Below are 15,791 nucleotides of genomic sequence, written 5' to 3' on the forward strand. Positions count from 1 at the left end.
GCGTGGCACCGTGCAGCTCCACCGACTCCGGCGCGTTACCGGTGAAGTGGGTGGTGTCGACGGTCACCGCTCGCACGACACCGGGCGCACCGAGCCGGACGATCGCCCAGTCCGAGCCGTACGGCTCGCGGCGGCGGCGGGTCTCCCAGCCGTCCGTCCACGCACCCCGCTCGGTGAAGACCCCCGGCCTGGCGATCGGCGGCTCGGGCAACAACATCCGCTCGGCGAGCGCGAAGAACTCGTCGTTGACGGTCACCACCGATCCACCGAACCTGGCGCCGGCGAGGTCGACAAGGTTCGTGAGATCGGGTGCGTCGCTCACTGGTCCTCTTCTCCTGCGAGTCGGGTCCACCGGCTGTTCGGGATGTCGATGTTCGGAATGTCGATGTTCGGGGTGCGGGTGTTCGGGGTGCGGGTGTGCGGCGTGGGACACCTCAGCCGGTTCATCTCGACAGCAGCTGGCCACGCGGTGGCCGGTCGCCGTCGACACGTTCACCACGCAGGTAGGTCGCACGCACCACGCCGTACAGCGTCCGCCCAGCGTAGGGCGTAAGCGGGTGGCGATGGGCCAGTTTGGCCGGATCAACGACAAAGGACCCGTCCGGGTCGATCACAGCGAGGTCGGCGTCGGCACCCGGGGCGATGCGGCCCTTGCGCCCCAGACCGACGAGATCGGCCGGGCCGGTGCACATCCAGCGGGCCAGCTCGGCCAGGTCGTGACCGCGGCAGCGGGCCTGGGTCCACACCGCGGCGAGGCCGAGCTGCACCGAGGCGATCCCGCCCCACGCCTGCGCGAAGTCGCCCGAATCGAGTGCCTTACGCGCCGGCGTGGCCGGCGAATGGTCGGTCACCACCCCGGCGAACAGACCCTCGGCAAGCCCCTGCCACAGCGTGTCCCGGTTGCGCTCCCCGCGGATGGGCGGCGCGCACTTGTACAGGGTCGCTCCGTCGGGAACCTCGTCGGCGGTGAACGTCAGATAGTGCGGGCAGGTCTCCACGGTCAGCGCGATCCCGACGTCACGGGCGGTGAGAACGTCGTCCAGGGCGCCCGCCGCGGACAGGTGCAGGACGTGCAGGCGGGCACCGGTCGCGGCCGACAGCGCGGCGAGCCCGGCCACCGCCTCGGTCTCCGCGGCCGGTGGACGCGAGGCCAACCAGCTCGCGAACGTCCGGCCCGCCACCGGCGGCGCGCCAGCCAGGACCGACGGTGACTCGGCGTGGACGACGGTCAGCGCGCCGAGTCGGGCGGCACGGTCCACCGCGACGGCGAGGACCTCCATGGGCACGTGCGGAAACTCCGCCACCCCCGACGGCGCGAGAAACGCCTTGAAGCCGAACACCCCGTCGTCGTGCAGGGCCGCGAGCTGCGCGAGGTCCCCGATGTCAGCGCCGATGATCCCGCCCCAGAAGCCGACGTCGACCGCTATCTGACCGGCCGCCGCGGCCCGCTTGGCCGCCAGCGCCGCGACCGAGGTCGTCGGCGGAATGGCGTTCAGCGGCATGTCCACGATCGTGGTGACGCCACCGGCGGCAGCGGCCCGGGTGGCCGTGGCGAACCCCTCCCACTCGGTACGTCCGGGTTCGTTGACGTGGACGTGGGTGTCCACGACCCCGGGCAGCAGGGCGAGGTCCCCGAGCTCGATGACGCGCGGGCCGGCTGCGACGGCCGCCGGGGGCGTGACCGCGGTGATCCGCCCGCCCGCGATGTGGACGGCGGCCGGCCGGACGCCGTCCGGGGTCACGACCCGTGTCGACCGCAGAATCTCGGGACGTTCGGGAAACCCGAGCGGGGTCGTGGTCATCGGCCGACCAGGTCATCGGGAGGGATCAGGTCCTCGGGACGGATCAGGTCCTCGGGACGGATCGGTACCCGGCGCAGGTCACGGCCGATCGCGGCCCGGACCGCCGCCACCACCGCCGGGGTCGCCGAACAGGTCGGCGCCTCCCCCACCCCCTTGACGCCGTAGGGCGAGCCGGGCTGCGGGTAGGTAAGCGCCACGAAGTCCAGCGCCGGGATGTCGGCGGTGGTGGGCAGGACGTAGTCGTGGAACGTGGGGTTGCGCACCACTCCGCCCTCGACCACGAGCTCCTCCATGAGCGCGAGCCCGAGCCCCTGGGCGGTGCCGCCCTCCACCTGCCCCCGCAGCGCCATCGGGTTGAGCACCAGGCCGACATCCTGGGCGAGCGCCATCGACACCACCCGCACCAGACCAAGGTCCACGTCCACGTCCACGACCGCGCGGTGCGCCGCCACGGCGAACGCCACGTGTACGTCGCCCTGGCCGTCCGGGCCCAGCGGCTGGGTCCGCCGGTGGCGGAAGACCTCCACGGCCTCGACCGGTCCGTCGGCGGCGAGCACCTCGGCAACAGACATCCGCACCCCGACCTCGCTGGCGACGATCTCACCGCCGACGAGCGTCAGTACCCGCCGTGGCTGCGCGACCACCACGGCGGGCAGGCCCAGCCGGCCGGCCACCCGCGCCAGCAGCTGCGCGGCCACCGCGACGGCGGCGGCACGCACGGCCCCACCACTCATCCACGACTGGCGGGATGCGCTGGTCGACCCGGCACTGCCGACGGCGGTGTCCGCCGGGGCGAGCAGTACCTGGTCCACCCCGAGTTCGGTCCGCGCGATCTGCCCGGCGATCGTCACGAAACCCTGGCCGACCTCCGCGCACGCGCTGTGCACGACGACCCGCGGTGTGCCGTCCGGCCCGAGCTCCAGGCGCACCCGGGCGGTCGCGAAGTCGTCGAAACCCTCGGAGAACAACAGGTTTTTGTAGGCCAGGGCGTAGCCGACACCACGGCGGATCCGGCTCGGCTCGGACCCGGCCAGCCGCCCGCCCGGCAGCGACGTCACCGGGGTGCGGTCTGACACCGGTGGTGGCAGCGGACGGGCCGCGACCGTCGCGATCGCCTCCCGCGACGGCATCGGGGCAGCCACGATCTGGCCGGTGGGCAGCACATCGCCGGGTTCGAGGGCGTTGCGGCGACGCAGTTCCACCGGGTCCATGCCCAGGGCGTCCGCGAGCCGGTCCATCTGCGCCTCGTGCCCGAACGCCACCTGGGGAACCCCGAAGCCGCGCATCGCCCCGCACGGCGGATTGTTCGTCCGCACCACCCAGCCGTCCACCATGGCGTGGGGGACCCGGTAGGGCCCTGCCGCGTGCGTCACCGCGTTGGTCAGCACCGCCGGGGACGATGACGCGTACGCCCCACCATCCATGATCACACGCGCGTGGACGCTGACGAGCTGCCCGGCGCCCGACGCGGTGTGACGGAACCACAGCCGAGCCGGATGCCGGTGCGGATGGCCGAGGAACGACTCGACCCGGTCGTAGCGGATCCGCACCGGCTGCCCGGTGACCCGTGCCAACAGCGCGCCGTGGATCTGGAGGGTGATGTCCTCACGTCCACCGAAGGCTCCGCCGACCCCGGCAAGGGTGAGCCGTACCCGGTATTCGGGGATGCCCAGACACGCCGCGATCTGCTCGCGATCGGAGTGCAGCCACTGGGTGGCGACCCGCATGTCGACACCGCCGTCCGCCGCCGGCACCGCCAGCGCGGCCTCGCAGCCGAGGAAGGCCTGGTCCTGCATGCCCACCACGTAGGAGTCGCTGACCTCGACCTCGCCACGGGTGTCCGGCTCACCGTGCCGCAGATGGATCTCGCGAAAGATGTTGCCGTCGGGATGCAACGGATCGGCGTCACCGCCGGCGTCCACGATCCACTCGGGATCGGTCACCGGCGGTAGGGGCTCATAGTCGACGTCGATGGCGGCGAGCGCCCGGGCGGCGGTGCGGGCGTCGCGCGCCGCGACCGCGGCGACCGGCTCACCCTGGTAGCGCACGACATCGCCGGCGAACACCGGCTGGTCTGCGACGATCAGGCCGTAGGTCGCCCGGCCGGGTACGTCCGCCGCGGTCACGACCGCCGCCACGCCCGGTATGCGCCGGGCCGCGGCCGTGTCGATACGCCGGATCCGGGCCCGGGGATGGGGGCTGCGCAACGTCCGAGCGTGCAGCATCCCCGGCAGGAAGAGATCACCGGCGTACGGGAACGTCCCGTCGATCTTGGCCGCGCCGTCCGGGCGGGGCACGGACCTACCGACGCCCTGATCGGTCTGCGTCTGATCGTTGGACGTCTGATCGCTGGACGCCTGATCACCGGGTGAACGTGAGTGCGTCATCGGCCCACAGCCTGCCATCGATCACCGGCGGGCGTCCTGGACGGACCGGATGGCGGCGATGATCCGCCCGTAGCCGGTACACCGACAGATGTTGCCCGCCAAGGCCTCCCTGATCTCGTCCTCGTCGGCGCCCGGACGGCGGGCCAGCAGATCGGTCACGGCGACGACGAACCCCGGCGTACAGAAGCCGCACTGGACGGCCCCGTGGGCGAGGAACGCTGCCCGCACCGCCCGGGCCGGGCCGCCCGGGCCCAGCCCGGCGACGGTCGTGATCTGAGCGCCTGCGGCGTCCGCCGCGAGCACCGTGCAACCCGCGACCAGCCGGCCGTCCATGAGCACCGAGCAGGAGCCGCATCGGCCCTGCTCACAGGCGTCCTTGACCGACATCACGCCCAGGTGGTCACGCAGCACGCCGAGCAGGGACTCCGACAACCAGGCATTGGTAACCGGCCGCAGCACCCCGTCGATGTGCAGGTGATAGGACACCTGCGGATCAGTCTCGGCGCCGGTCTCGGCCCCGGTCTCGGCGCCAGTCGTAGCCGCGGCATCACCATCAGCGCCGGTGTCGGCGTTCATTTCCGACCCCACCCGCCGGCCTCTGATCCCGCCGCCCCCGGGGGCGCATCCGGGGGCGCATCCAGAGCCAGAGCCACAGCCGGGGCCGGGGCCGCAGCCGACAGGCAGCGGGCCACCGCGCGGGCCGCGAGCACTCCGGCCGCATGCCGGCGGTAGGCCGCCGACCCGCCCACCTCGTCCGGGAGGGGATCGGGCACGACCGCGGCGGCCTGCGCCACGAGCTCGCCGAACCCGGCCGCGACATCCGCGGCGATCGTGCCAGCCGCCCAGTCGATGCCCTGGCGGACGAACTCCTCGGCGGCACGCGGACGCGTCGGACGGCCCGCAACCCCGCCGATCGCGCAGTTCACCCGCTCATGCACCCGGTCGACAACCAGCGCGCACGAGACCAGCGCCGTCGATGCGGCCTGCCGGGAACCGATCTTCACGTAGACCTGCGGTCCACATGGGCGGGGCAGTCGGACGGCCGTGACCAGCTCGGTCGGGTCCAGACCGGTGGCCAGGAAAGACGGGACGTCCACGGTCCGCACCCCCTGCACGCTGTGGATCACCACCTCGGCGTCGGCCGCGGACAGGAAGGTCAACAGGTCTCCCCGCGGGTTGGCGGTGCCCAGCGCCCCACCCACCGTGCCCGTGTTGCGGATCTGGGGCGAGCCGACCACCCGCGCCGTCGCCGCCAGTCCCGGTGACAGCGACCAGCCCGTCAGATCGTGATAGGTGACACCGGCGCCGATAATCAACAGATTTGCGCTGGCCCCGCGCGAGCGCAGCTCCAGGACCCGGCGCAGGGCGACGATCCGAGCCGGGTCCCGCCGGCGGGCACGCAGCGCGGGTACCAGATCGGTGCCGCCGGCCAGGAGCTCGCCATCCCCGTCGGCCAGGGCGTCGACGACTTCGGCGACGGTCAGGGGCCGGTACATGTGGGTCGTCGGGCCGGCGGCGGGGTCGCCGGCCCGACCGGCCCGGCCGGCGAGTTGAGATGGAGCTGCCACGATCATGTGGCACACCTGGTCCGGGCGGATGATTCATGATCGCGTCGTCTTCGGGACGCCGGGTGCCGCGGGGCGCCGAGGCAGCCGGGCAGGGACGCTGGCAGGGATGACGGTCGGCCGCGCGCAACCCACATACCCACCGACGATAGAGCCGCGAGGTTACGCGCATGTTCACCATCGGCGACGGGAGGAGTCTTCGGTGTTTGCCGCTGGCCGGACCCGATGAGAGCCGACAACGGCCGGCCACCAGCCCCCTTAACGCGAAATGAACGCCGCCCACCTGCACCGACGGCGCGCCGTATCCGCCATGTACCCAGGCGTGCGTGAAATTCCCGGAAAAGGGACGACCATCACGTCAGCTTCATTGATGCCAGCTCGGATGAGATGTCAATCACCGTCACTTTGCGTCACATCCGGGAGGTGAAGTCGAAACATCAACGGGATTGAATCGTCATACTCTGAGCATGCGTTTCAGCGAACGCGATCTGACCTGTCATCCGCGCCTGTCATCCGACGGCCCCTGTTCCTGGAGGTGGTTGACGTTCCGCAATTGCTGACAAACACAGATCCCTCTCTTCGACGCGGCTGGCATCCGGTTGCACGCTCATCGGACGTCGGCGACGAACCGGTGCCTGTCCGCCTTCTCGGTGAACCCTGGGCGATCGCCCGGCTCGATGACCACGTGGTTGCCTTCGCCGACCGGTGCCCGCATCGCCTGGCGCCGCTTTCGGCCGGCCGGGTGGACGGTCCCGAGCTTGTCTGCGGCTATCACGGCTGGCGTTTCGTCGCATCCGGGGAATGCACGGCCGTACCCGCGCTCGGGCCGGGCGTGCCCGCACCCAAGCAGGCCCGGGCGACCCCCGCGTGGGGTGCCGTCGAACGCCACGGGCTGGTATGGCTCGCGCCCGAGGAACCGTTCGCGGACATCATCGACCTGCCTGAGGCGGCCGACCCCGCCTTTGACTCGGTGTGGCTGGATGTCGTACTGACGTCGTCGTGTGCCGGTCTGCTCGCCGACAACTTCCTCGACACCGCACATCTCCCGTTCGTCCACGCTGACACGATCGGCGCGGGTGAGGAGACGATCGTCCCTCCATACAAAATCACTCCCGATGGCAACGGATTCCGGGCGCGCATGAACCAGACCGTCGCCAACCCTGAGGACCCGGGCGTGGCAGCCGGTCTGCGACCATTGATTCAGCGCCGCCGGTCGACCTACATTTACCGTCCACCGTTCCAACTGCGCCTGGTGCTGGAATATCCCGACGCCGGCAGCACAAACACGATCTTTTTCTGCCTACAACCCGAGGACACCAACTCGACCCGCGTCTACACCCGCTTGTTGCGCGACGACCTCGGCGGAGACCCCGAGCGGCTGGCCGCCGCCGCCCGCTTCGAGCAGGCCATCCTGGCCGAGGACATTGCGCTTCAGGAGCGATTCGGGCTGGACGGCCTGCCGCTGATATCCAGTGGGAGCGACGGAGAGGACGGAGAAAAGGAGGTCAGCATCCGCTCAGACGCCGCCGGACTGGCATTGCGACGTGTGCTGTACATACTCGGCGAACGGGCGCGACGCGGTACGACATCCGGACCGCCGGCCGGAATGCGCTACGCCCGCCGTACCCGGGCGGGTTCCCGCCCCTGAACCGATTGTGGACCGTGGAGGTGAGGCCTCCGAATGTGTCATCGGGCTGCTGAGGGGGCAGCCCGATGACACCAACGGAGACGGTCGGTAGAAGACGTCGCTATTGCCGCGAAAGTCACCTACTCCTCGTGCTGCCGCCGGCCGGGCGTAGGTAAAAAGGGTCGTTATAGCGACGAAAACCACCGAACGCCCAGGTGCCCGGGGGGCGAAGCCCCGCACCGGGGGTCCGGGGGGTCGCCTCCCGGACGGACATCACGCCCCCCGGGAAGCCGACCCACCGTCGGCGAACAGCATCAACCAGCTCGTGGAGGTGGCGGGAATCGAACCCGCGTCCTCCGGCACCGCAACAGGACTTCTCCGGGCGCAGCCTGCTACTTGTTTCTCAGCCCCACCAATCACACAGGCATGCCGGTGTGGGCTCAGTCACTGTGAGATGTCCCATCTGACCCCGTGACCGGGTCAGAGAGTGATCCTCCTAGCGACGCCAGACCCTGAGCCGGAGGAACTCTCAGGCTGACGGTTCCTTAGTAGCGCTTAGGCAGCGAGGCTGTAAGCGGCTGGAACAGACTGCGTCTTGTTGGCAGTTATTTCTTTGAGCGGATCGTTATCGAGATAACCGCTCATCCTCGGCCCGCTTCCCCTGCCTCGACGTCCGGAGTCGAAGCCGGTCACCCCCGTGTTCTGTCAGTATTCGTTCTGTCGAGTGTTGCCCTTGCTCCGATAGTACCGCTGATCGCTCTTGCTGCGGGCCGCCTGGACGACCGCCCACACGACCCAACGTCGGCCGCGTCCCCCATCTTCCCACGAACGCCCGGTTGTCCACCACCCCGGTCTGACGGACGGCGCCCGTACCGCTGGCGAGACAGGTCACGATGCCCGCACGATGGTCGCCACCGATCAGTGCAGGCTGGCACGGATCAGTCCTCGCGGCCCTTGGCCCGCCGACCCAGCACCCGGGAGACCTCACGGGTGGCGTCCCGCTCGGCGAGCGCGTGCCGCTTGTCGTAGGTCTTGCGCCCACGGGCGAGCGCGACCTCTACCTTGGCCCGGCCGTCCTTGAAGTAGATGGACAGCGGGACGATGGTCAGGCCGCCCTCCTTGGTCTTGCCGACCAGCTTGGCGATCTCGTCGCGGTGCAGCAACAGCTTGCGGCGCCGGCGCGGGGTGTGATTCGTCCACGTACCCTCTGCGTACTCCGCGATGTGCATGCCGTGCAGCCACGCTTCCCCGTCGCTGATCTGCGCGAAGGCATCCACCAGCGACGCCCGGCCCGCCCGTAGCGACTTCACCTCGGTGCCATGCAGCACCAGCCCGGCCTCGATGGTGTCGAGAATCGTGTAGTCATGTCGGGCCCGCCGGTTCTGTGCGACCAGCTTCCTGCCGATCTCCTTCGCCACGTTCGGTGTTCCTCTTCCTGACAGGTTCTCCAGCAGCTTCACGCCGTCTTCGACCACTTAGGCTACGCCGACTGCACGGCAGGCCAGCCACACGGCATGGCGGAGCCAGCCGTGGGTCAGACCCGCAGGTGCCGGCGGAGCGCGACCACAGCCAGGGACGCGGTCGCCGCGGAGCCGATCAGGAGAACACCGACTGCGGCGGCCCACACCGCGCCCCAGTCCAGGAGCGGAAACGTGGTCTGCCGGGCAAACCGATGATCAACAAGATAGATCTTGCAGGCGATCAGCGCTATCGCCGCGAACGTCCCGCCGAGCAGGCCCGTGACCGCACTCTCCACGACGAAGGGCGCGCGGATCGTCGCGTTGGTGGCTCCCACCAGCCGCATCACCGCGGTTTCCCGGCGTCGCCCGTGCGCGGACACCCGGATCATCGTATAGATCAACACGAACGCGGCAAAGGCCTGAACCGCGGCGAGGACGAAGGCCCCGACCGCGAACGCGTGCAGGAAGCGGTAGAGCGGTGCGAGCAACGCACGCTGGTCCCGTACCCGGTCGACACCATCTCTTCCGGAGTAATCCGCGACGATCTCGCCGGACCGACGTGGATCGACGAGCGTCAGACGGAACGACGCGGGCAGATCATCCACGCTCACGCCACTGACGACATCCGGCGAATTGCGGAAGTCACGGGTGAAACGCGCGAATGCGTGCGCCTTGTCCTCGTAGACGACGGCCCGCACCAACGAGTCGGCGCGCAGATCCGCGGCCAGCTCGTCCCGCTCCGCGCTGGACACCCCGTCATTGAGGTCGATGACGACCTGGATCCGGTCGAGAACGAACCCGTCGACGGTGCGAACCTGGGCCCGCAGCAGCAGGCCGGCTCCGAGCAGGGTAAGGCAGATCGCCACGGTGACGATCACTCCGAGGGTCATGGACAGGTTGCGCCGCAGGCTGGTGACACCGATGGCGAGCACCGGGCCGACGCGCATATTAGCGATCATGTCCTACAGGGCCAGTCCGTAGACGCCTCGCACCTGGTCGCGTACCAGCGCCCCGTGTTCAAGCTCGATGACCCGCCGACGCATGGCGTCCACCGCAGCGGCGTTGTGCGTAGCCATGACGACGGTCGTCCCGGCCCGGTTGATCGCGTCCAAGAGCTTCAAGATCCCTGAACTCGTGGCCGGATCGAGGTTGCCGGTCGGTTCGTCAGCCAGCAGGATCCGCGGACGCCCGACAAAGGCCCGGGCCACCGCGACCCGTTGTTGCTCTCCGCCGGACAGCTCGTCGGGATAGCGGTTCTCCTTACCTGCCAGTCCCACCAGGTCGACAACCTCGGGGACGAGAGTGCGGACCACATGGCGCGGCCGACCGGTGACCTCCAGGGCAAAGGCCACATTGCCGGCGACCGTCCGGTCGGGCAGCAGCCGGAAGTCCTGGAAAACGCACGCCACCTGCCGGCGCAGCAGCGGCACCCGACGGTCGGGAATGGCGGCCAGGTCCCGGCCGGCAACCTCGACCACACCGGCGGTCGGCCGCTCGTCCCGCAGAAGCAGCCGTAGAAAGGTGGACTTCCCCGAACCCGACGGACCGACCAGGAAGACGAACTCCCCGGCGGTGATCTCGACGGTCACATCATCCAACGCGGGCCGCGCACCCGCTGGATACTGTTTGGTCACCAAGGTCATGCGAATCACGTTTGCCACTCCTCGCATCCACATTGAGACTGTAAGTCACCAGTGGATGCTAGCCAGCCGCAAGGGACGTCGTGCGAGGCACCCAGGGGTGGCGGCGAGGCCGGTGGGTAGACAGATGGGGTAGCCGCCTGAACGGTGGCGGAACTTTTCTGAACCGCCAGACATTGTGCGGGTCAGCCCCCGAGGGCGATGATGCTTCCAGTACCGGACGCAAGGAGGTCGACGGCATGTGCTGCGAGGACCTGATATGCGCCCGCTGTGCCGGCCCGGTCGCCGAGGGACGGTGTGCGTCCTGCCGGGCAGCCCGTGACTCCATGCACCAGCCATCCATCACGATCACACCCCAGGCGCTGATCGTCATCGTGTCGGTGCTGCTGATGCTGACCCTGCTGGCTGTTCGACACGGCTAGCTGCCGGTCTTGTTCGGCCGGTCAGGTCACGGGTATCAGGCCAGCATCTCGCGCAGCGCGACCACGTCACCAATGACGATCACGGATGGCGCCATGATGCCCGCCTCGGCGGCCAGGGCCGCGATGTCGGCGAGGGGGCCGGTCACCACCTGCTGATCAGCGGTTCCCCCGCCGTGGATCACAGCGGTCGGAGTGGATCCCGCGCGGCCTCGCTTGACCAACTCCGCGGCAATCTGCGCGAGCGCGCCGACGCCCATCAGGACGACGATCGTCCCGGCACCGGTCGCCACGGCGTCCCAGTCGACGGTCGAGCCCGGATGGGACGGATCGAGGTGACCCGAGACGATCGTGACGTCCTGGGTAATCCCACGGTGGGTGACCGGAATGCCGGCCAATGCCGGAACGGCCACCGCGCTCGTCACACCCGGCACAACCTCGCAGGGCACCCCCGCGTCCAGGCACGCCAGCGCCTCCTCACCACCGCGACCGAAGACAAAGGGATCTCCTCCCTTGAGCCGTACCACCCCGAGTCCCCGCCCGGCCCGGTCAACGATCAGACGGTTGATCTGATCCTGGGTGATGTTGTGGCCGTGTACCTCCTTGCCCGCATCCACGATCTCGACGCCGGACCCGAGGTCGTCGAGCAACGCCCGCGGGGCCAGCCGGTCGACGACCACCACGTCGGCCCGGCGCAGCAGTTCCAGACCGCGAACGGTGATCAGATCAGGACGCCCCGGACCACCTCCGACCAGCGCAACCCAGCCGGTCCCGCCCCGAGGCGCACCTGCACGTCGGCCCACCTGCGCGTCCATGCGCGGGTGCCCCTGCGGCGTCCCCGCCCACTGGTCGGCACCGGCAGTCGGATCCGTCTCGAAACTGTCCACACCCCAGAGTGTGCGTCCTACCGGGCGTGCCGGGCGGGCCGGGGCCGTCACCGAAGTTGCTCTGCTCTAATTAGATATGGCCGAACTCAGCAACTTCGCCGGATCGGGCGCCGCAACCACCCGCGGGAACCGGCGCGGGCGCCCATCCCGCATCGAGGTGTACATACGTGTCGACTCAGCTGTCGCGGAGTTGCTGGACCGATTCGGTGGACTACCGCTTCCGGGAACATGACATCGCGCCCTTCCCGGGAGGCATGAGCCCGCCAAGCCATCCGCTGGTGCCGGCACGGATGCGCGACTGGCTGGACGACGTCGCAACCGGCTGTGGGTTGACGAGTACCTGGCGTCACGACATCAACGGCTCGGCTCCTGACCGGTACGGCCATTCGGTCAGGATCGCTCAAACGCCGTCGGATGTGGCCGAAATCGACACCTTCCCGTTGTCCGGGGCACGACGACCTGTTGCCGCGCCAGCGATCAGCTGGCGCCTTCGTTGGTGCGTCGCCAGCGGACCTCCGCATCGATGAAGTCGTCGATGTCGCCGTCCAGCACCGCCCCGGTGCCGGACGTCTCCACCTCGGTGCGCAGGTCCTTCACCATCTGGTACGGGTGCAGCACGTAGTTGCGGATCTGCGAGCCGAAGGACACGTCCTGCGGACCGCCGGTCAGCCGCTGCTTCTCGGCGGCCTCCTCGACACGCCGGCGTTCCAGCAGTTTGGCCTGCAGCACCATCATGGCCGCGGCCTTGTTCTGCAGCTGGCTGCGTTCGTTCTGGCAGGTCACCACAATGTTCGTCGGCAGGTGGGTGATCCGCACCGCCGAGTCGGTGGTGTTGACGCCCTGCCCGCCCGGACCCGACGAACGGAAGATGTCGATCCGCAGTTCCTTGTCGTCGATCTCGACGTGGTCGGCCTGTTCGACGGCCGGGGTCACCTCGACCCCCGCGAACGACGTCTGGCGGCGGTTCTGGTTGTCGAAGGGACTGATCCGCACCAGCCGGTGGACGCCGTGCTCGCTGCGCAGCGTCCCGTAGGCGTACGGCGCCCTGATCTGGAACGTGGCGGACTTCAGACCCGCCTCCTCCGCCTCGGAGGTGTCGAACACCTCGGCGCCGTAGCCGTGCCGTTCGGCCCACCGCAGGTACATGCGCAGCAGCATCGCCGTCCAGTCGGCGGCGTCCACGCCACCGGCACCGGCGGAAAGCTGAATGATCGCGTCCCGCTCGTCGTACTCACCGGACAGCAGCGTACGGACCTCGAGCGTGGAGATGTCACGAGCGAGCTTGGGAAGGCCCACCGCGGCCTCGGCCAGCAGGTCCTCATCGGCGAGGTCGAGAGCGGTGATGATGTCGTCGAGGCGCCGCCGCAGCGCTTCGACCCGGGCGATGTCCCCACGCACCGACGAGAGCCGGCGGGTGACGCCCTGCGCCCTGGACTGGTCGCTCCACAGGTCCGGATCCGTTGCCTCACGCTCCAGGTCCGCGGCGCGGCGTCGGAGACTTTCAAGATCAAGAACTGTTTCGATGCCTGCGAGCGTCGAGTCGAGAGTCTTGATCTCCTCTGCGAGGTCGGCGGCCATGAGACCCACCTTACCGTCGGAAACGCGCCGCCCCCACCTGGATGCCGATCTTGGCGTGGCGAGGCCGGAACCCACGCCGGCGTCTTGGATTCAGAATTCGCGCAAAGAGACCCAGAGCACATCCAGCAGGCCCTTGCCACCGAGGCACCGGACCGTCCCACCGACTATCTTGACTGCCAGCGGGCTCTTCGGCCCGACGGGCTCTTCGGCCCGACGGGCTCTTCGGTCGGAAAGCGGTGACAGCTGAATGTCACCCGGGCCATCTTAGACCGATTTCGCGCTGGTGAACGCTGGAGAGCCGTGACCGACAATACCGCCGGTACCGACCCACCTGTCGATACCGGCGAGCTGCATGACACCTGCATCCAGATCCTGAGCGAAGCGCTCGTCAACTACGAGACGGCCGACCTGTCCGACACCATATCGGCGCTGACACCCCTGCACCAGACCACCCGGACGGTGCCGCGCACCCGACGGTTGCGGGGGGCGGTCGCCCTGGACTGGATGCGCCTGCACGCTGCCGTGACCGCCACCATGGCAGGCGCCGCATACGACCAGGGGCGCCACGGCGACGCCGTCTCGCTGGCCGATCGGGCCGCAACGGTGGCACGCGCCGCCGGCGACGGCCCGCTGGCCGGCAGTGCCCTGGCGATACGCGCCCGGGTGGTACGCCAGCACAGCCCGGCGGTGGCACTGCAGATCGCCGGGGCCGCCGGCCGGATCGCCGGAGCGAGCCCGGCCCGGGCCATGGTGGCCGGCAAGGTCTCGGCCGGCTCATACGCGGCCGTCGGCGATGTCGCCGGCGTCCGGCAGGCGGTGGTCCGCGCCTGGCAGATCATGGAGTTGCTGGCCCCGTCCGCGCAGGGACGCCCCGGCTTCGCGCTCGACACGTATTCCCCGGCGGACCTGGCCCTCGCCAGTGCCGAGGCGCTGACCACCGTCGGTGTCGCGGACGAGGCCGAGCCCTACCTTGAACGGGCCGCCGCGCTGATCGCGGACAGCGGGCAGACCGGTATGATCATTGCCGTGCACATGGCACAGGCACGGACCGCGCTGGCACGCAACCGCCCCGACCCCGACGAAGCGGCGCACCATGCGTCGCGGGCTGTGACCCTGGCCATGCACCGGCCGGCACAGTGGGTCGCCCGGCTCGTCCGCGACGTCTCCGCGCTCGCCGCCAGGCGCACCGGCCATCAGCTCGACGATCTTATCGCCGTCACGACCCCCTGGTTCTGATCCTCTCGCTCCGAGACCTCCGGTGGCCCGCGCAGGGTCGCAGCAGCCCGAATACCGTCAGGGGCCGGGTGGACGGACGAGCGACTGGGCGTCCGCGCTGGCTGTGACGGTGACCGGGCCGATGCCCAGGAGCGCCACCACCGGCAACACGACCGTTCGACTGCCGGTCACCCGAACGGTCGTCGGGTTCAGCAGCTGCGCCGTGAGCACCGTGTGCCCGGACGGGTCGGCGTCGACCTGGTATCCGGCGACGGTCGCGGCAACCTCGGCAAGCGGCAGCTGCTGGAGATCCTGGGTCGCCGTGTAGATGGCGGCATCGTTGACATGCTGCGCGGCGGCGAGGGCGGCGCCGTCGGCCGCCGAAGCCACCGAGCGTCTGGCCAGATACACCGCGGAGGCATCGGTCACCACGAGCGCCAGCATCAACGCGATCATGACATAACCGAGGGTGAGTATCAGGATCGTGCCAGCGTCCGTATCCGTGCCCGTGTCCGTGTCCGTGCGCGGGTGTGGGCGCGGTCCCGCGCGAGGCGCCCGCCCGGGCCGAGCGGCGCACGGCCACAAGTGACTCACACGGCTGTCCGGTCGCGTCGGTAGGCGTCCACGACCACGATGAACGTCCCGTTCTGGGCCGACGGGACGTTCGCCCAGGTCAGCGGGCATCCATTTTGGTAAGAGCCTCGTGCGACTTGGCGGCCAGCACGACTACCTCCACATCAGAGCCGTCGTCGCGCGACCGCTCGGCAGAAAAACGGGCTGCGAGTGCTGCGCGCCGGTCCGCGAAGGTCTTCTCCTGAAGCAGCCGACCTGCGCGACGGTCGTACACGACCAGGAAGTAGCTCACTCGCGCACCGTACCGAACATGGAGTCGACCTGTTGTGCCAACCACAATACCGCGTCCGTGACAGGTCGGAAGTCAACCGCCGGTATGCGTCTCCGACTCGGACCGGCTGGTGGCGTACACGTTGTTGTCCTTCCACGGGCCGATGGCGGACGCCTCACCCTGAAACGTCATACCGAGCGTGCGGGCGATCCCATTCATCCCTGCGTTGCCCCGGCTGGTGAAGGTGACGATGTCGTCCAGGTATGAGAGCGGCGAACCCCCAGGTCACCGCGGCGTCGCACACTTCGGTGCCGAGTCCTTCCCGCCAGCGGTCCCGGCGGACAGTGCGGGTGGGATACCCGTCCGC

15 protein-coding genes, 1 other RNA gene and 1 pseudogene are annotated in these 15,791 nt (G+C 69.6%); 3 read left to right on the forward strand and 14 right to left on the reverse strand.

All coding sequences use genetic code 11. From position 1 onward, the window contains the following. The 5 genes and pseudogenes from U9983_RS20950 to U9983_RS20970 all read right to left on the reverse strand — a co-directional run. Positions 1-322 (reverse strand): annotated as a pseudogene (locus U9983_RS20950) (bifunctional allantoicase/OHCU decarboxylase); the annotation flags it as partial. 121 nt (positions 323-443) lie between these two features. Further along, positions 444-1,802 carry an allantoinase AllB gene (gene allB, locus U9983_RS20955; RefSeq protein ID WP_322755655.1) on the reverse strand — a complete coding sequence of 453 codons (1,359 nt, stop codon included), beginning with the start codon at positions 1,800-1,802 and terminating at the stop codon, positions 444-446. After that, positions 1,799-4,189: a xanthine dehydrogenase subunit D gene (gene pucD / locus U9983_RS20960; RefSeq protein ID WP_322755656.1), complete on the reverse strand. Its 2,391-nt coding sequence runs from the start codon at positions 4,187-4,189 to the stop codon at positions 1,799-1,801. The genes allB and pucD overlap by 4 nt, the downstream gene beginning before the upstream one ends. 21 nt (positions 4,190-4,210) lie before the next feature. Continuing rightward, on the reverse strand, positions 4,211-4,765 hold the full coding sequence (locus U9983_RS20965) for a (2Fe-2S)-binding protein (RefSeq protein WP_322755657.1): 555 nt from the start codon (positions 4,763-4,765) through the stop codon (positions 4,211-4,213). Then, positions 4,762-5,685: an FAD binding domain-containing protein gene (locus U9983_RS20970; RefSeq protein ID WP_322755665.1), complete on the reverse strand. Its 924-nt coding sequence runs from the start codon at positions 5,683-5,685 to the stop codon at positions 4,762-4,764. The genes U9983_RS20965 and U9983_RS20970 overlap by 4 nt, the downstream gene beginning before the upstream one ends. 604 nt (positions 5,686-6,289) lie before the next feature. On the opposite strand from U9983_RS20970, the gene U9983_RS20975 reads away from it, so the two are divergent. Continuing rightward, positions 6,290-7,402: an aromatic ring-hydroxylating dioxygenase subunit alpha gene (locus U9983_RS20975; protein WP_322755658.1), complete on the forward strand. Its 1,113-nt coding sequence runs from the start codon at positions 6,290-6,292 to the stop codon at positions 7,400-7,402. Between the two features lie 302 nt (positions 7,403-7,704). Here U9983_RS20975 and ssrA read toward each other — a convergent pair. The 4 genes from ssrA to ftsE all read right to left on the reverse strand — a co-directional run bounded on the left by ssrA (position 7,705) and on the right by ftsE (position 10,493). Further along, positions 7,705-8,078, reverse strand: a transfer-messenger RNA (tmRNA) gene (gene ssrA / locus U9983_RS20980). Positions 8,079-8,319: 241 nt separating this feature from the next. Continuing rightward, positions 8,320-8,799, reverse strand: a complete 480-nt coding sequence (smpB, locus tag U9983_RS20985) for an SsrA-binding protein SmpB (RefSeq protein WP_322751437.1) — start codon at positions 8,797-8,799, stop codon at positions 8,320-8,322. Positions 8,800-8,915: 116 nt separating this feature from the next. Continuing rightward, positions 8,916-9,788 carry a permease-like cell division protein FtsX gene (gene ftsX / locus U9983_RS20990; RefSeq protein ID WP_322755659.1) on the reverse strand — a complete coding sequence of 291 codons (873 nt, stop codon included), beginning with the start codon at positions 9,786-9,788 and terminating at the stop codon, positions 8,916-8,918. A gap of 15 nt (positions 9,789-9,803) precedes the next feature. Continuing rightward, on the reverse strand, positions 9,804-10,493 hold the full coding sequence (ftsE, locus tag U9983_RS20995; protein WP_322751432.1) for a cell division ATP-binding protein FtsE: 690 nt from the start codon (positions 10,491-10,493) through the stop codon (positions 9,804-9,806). 227 nt (positions 10,494-10,720) lie between these two features. Between ftsE and U9983_RS21000 the strand changes: the two genes are divergently transcribed. Continuing rightward, complete coding sequence (locus U9983_RS21000; RefSeq protein ID WP_322755660.1) at positions 10,721-10,903, forward strand: hypothetical protein; 183 nt, start codon at positions 10,721-10,723, stop codon at positions 10,901-10,903. Positions 10,904-10,938: 35 nt separating this feature from the next. Here the strand turns inward: U9983_RS21000 and cobA are convergent, their stop codons facing one another. Further along, entirely contained in the window at positions 10,939-11,715 is a 777-nt protein-coding gene (gene cobA / locus U9983_RS21005) for a uroporphyrinogen-III C-methyltransferase (RefSeq protein ID WP_322755666.1), read from the reverse strand. A gap of 549 nt (positions 11,716-12,264) precedes the next feature. Then, complete coding sequence (prfB, locus tag U9983_RS21010; protein WP_322755661.1) at positions 12,265-13,365, reverse strand: peptide chain release factor 2; 1,101 nt, start codon at positions 13,363-13,365, stop codon at positions 12,265-12,267. A 300-nt stretch (positions 13,366-13,665) separates the two neighbouring features. Here prfB and U9983_RS21015 point away from each other — a divergent pair, with 300 nt between their 5' ends. Continuing rightward, positions 13,666-14,601 carry a hypothetical protein gene (locus U9983_RS21015; protein ID WP_322755662.1) on the forward strand — a complete coding sequence of 312 codons (936 nt, stop codon included), beginning with the start codon at positions 13,666-13,668 and terminating at the stop codon, positions 14,599-14,601. 57 nt (positions 14,602-14,658) lie between these two features. Here U9983_RS21015 and U9983_RS21020 read toward each other — a convergent pair whose 3' ends face one another. The 3 genes from U9983_RS21020 to U9983_RS21030 all read right to left on the reverse strand — a co-directional run bounded on the left by U9983_RS21020 (position 14,659) and on the right by U9983_RS21030 (position 15,643). Next, entirely contained in the window at positions 14,659-15,036 is a 378-nt protein-coding gene (locus tag U9983_RS21020) for a pilus assembly protein TadG-related protein (protein ID WP_416211463.1), read from the reverse strand. A 217-nt stretch (positions 15,037-15,253) separates the two neighbouring features. Beyond that, the gene (locus tag U9983_RS21025) at positions 15,254-15,445 is read right to left on the reverse strand and encodes a hypothetical protein (RefSeq protein WP_322755663.1); all 192 of its coding nucleotides are present in this window, start codon (positions 15,443-15,445) and stop codon (positions 15,254-15,256) included. Positions 15,446-15,517: 72 nt separating this feature from the next. Beyond that, the gene (locus tag U9983_RS21030) at positions 15,518-15,643 is read right to left on the reverse strand and encodes a hypothetical protein (protein WP_322755664.1); all 126 of its coding nucleotides are present in this window, start codon (positions 15,641-15,643) and stop codon (positions 15,518-15,520) included. Between the last annotated feature and the right edge of the window lie 148 nt (positions 15,644-15,791).

Origin of the sequence: Protofrankia sp. Cas3, from assembly GCF_963555955.1 — a bacterium.
Taxonomy (GTDB): Bacteria; Actinomycetota; Actinomycetes; order Frankiales; family Frankiaceae; genus Protofrankia.

Bases quoted from the DNA above. Each gene is read 5' to 3' on its own strand.
- allB (WP_322755655.1), bottom strand. From the start codon at position 1,802: ATGACCACGACCCCGCTCGGGTTTCCCGAACGTCCCGAGATTCTGCGG.
- pucD (WP_322755656.1), bottom strand. From the start codon at position 4,189: ATGACGCACTCACGTTCACCCGGTGATCAGGCGTCCAGCGATCAGACG.
- U9983_RS20965 (WP_322755657.1), bottom strand. From the start codon at position 4,765: ATGAACGCCGACACCGGCGCTGATGGTGATGCCGCGGCTACGACTGGC.
- U9983_RS20970 (WP_322755665.1), bottom strand. From the start codon at position 5,685: ATGTACCGGCCCCTGACCGTCGCCGAAGTCGTCGACGCCCTGGCCGAC.
- ftsX (WP_322755659.1), bottom strand. From the start codon at position 9,788: ATGCGCGTCGGCCCGGTGCTCGCCATCGGTGTCACCAGCCTGCGGCGC.
- U9983_RS21000 (WP_322755660.1), top strand. From the start codon at position 10,721: ATGTGCTGCGAGGACCTGATATGCGCCCGCTGTGCCGGCCCGGTCGCC.
- cobA (WP_322755666.1), bottom strand. From the start codon at position 11,715: ATGGACGCGCAGGTGGGCCGACGTGCAGGTGCGCCTCGGGGCGGGACC.
- prfB (WP_322755661.1), bottom strand. From the start codon at position 13,365: ATGGCCGCCGACCTCGCAGAGGAGATCAAGACTCTCGACTCGACGCTC.
- U9983_RS21020 (WP_416211463.1), bottom strand. From the start codon at position 15,036: ATGATCGCGTTGATGCTGGCGCTCGTGGTGACCGATGCCTCCGCGGTG.
- U9983_RS21030 (WP_322755664.1), bottom strand. From the start codon at position 15,643: ATGAATGGGATCGCCCGCACGCTCGGTATGACGTTTCAGGGTGAGGCG.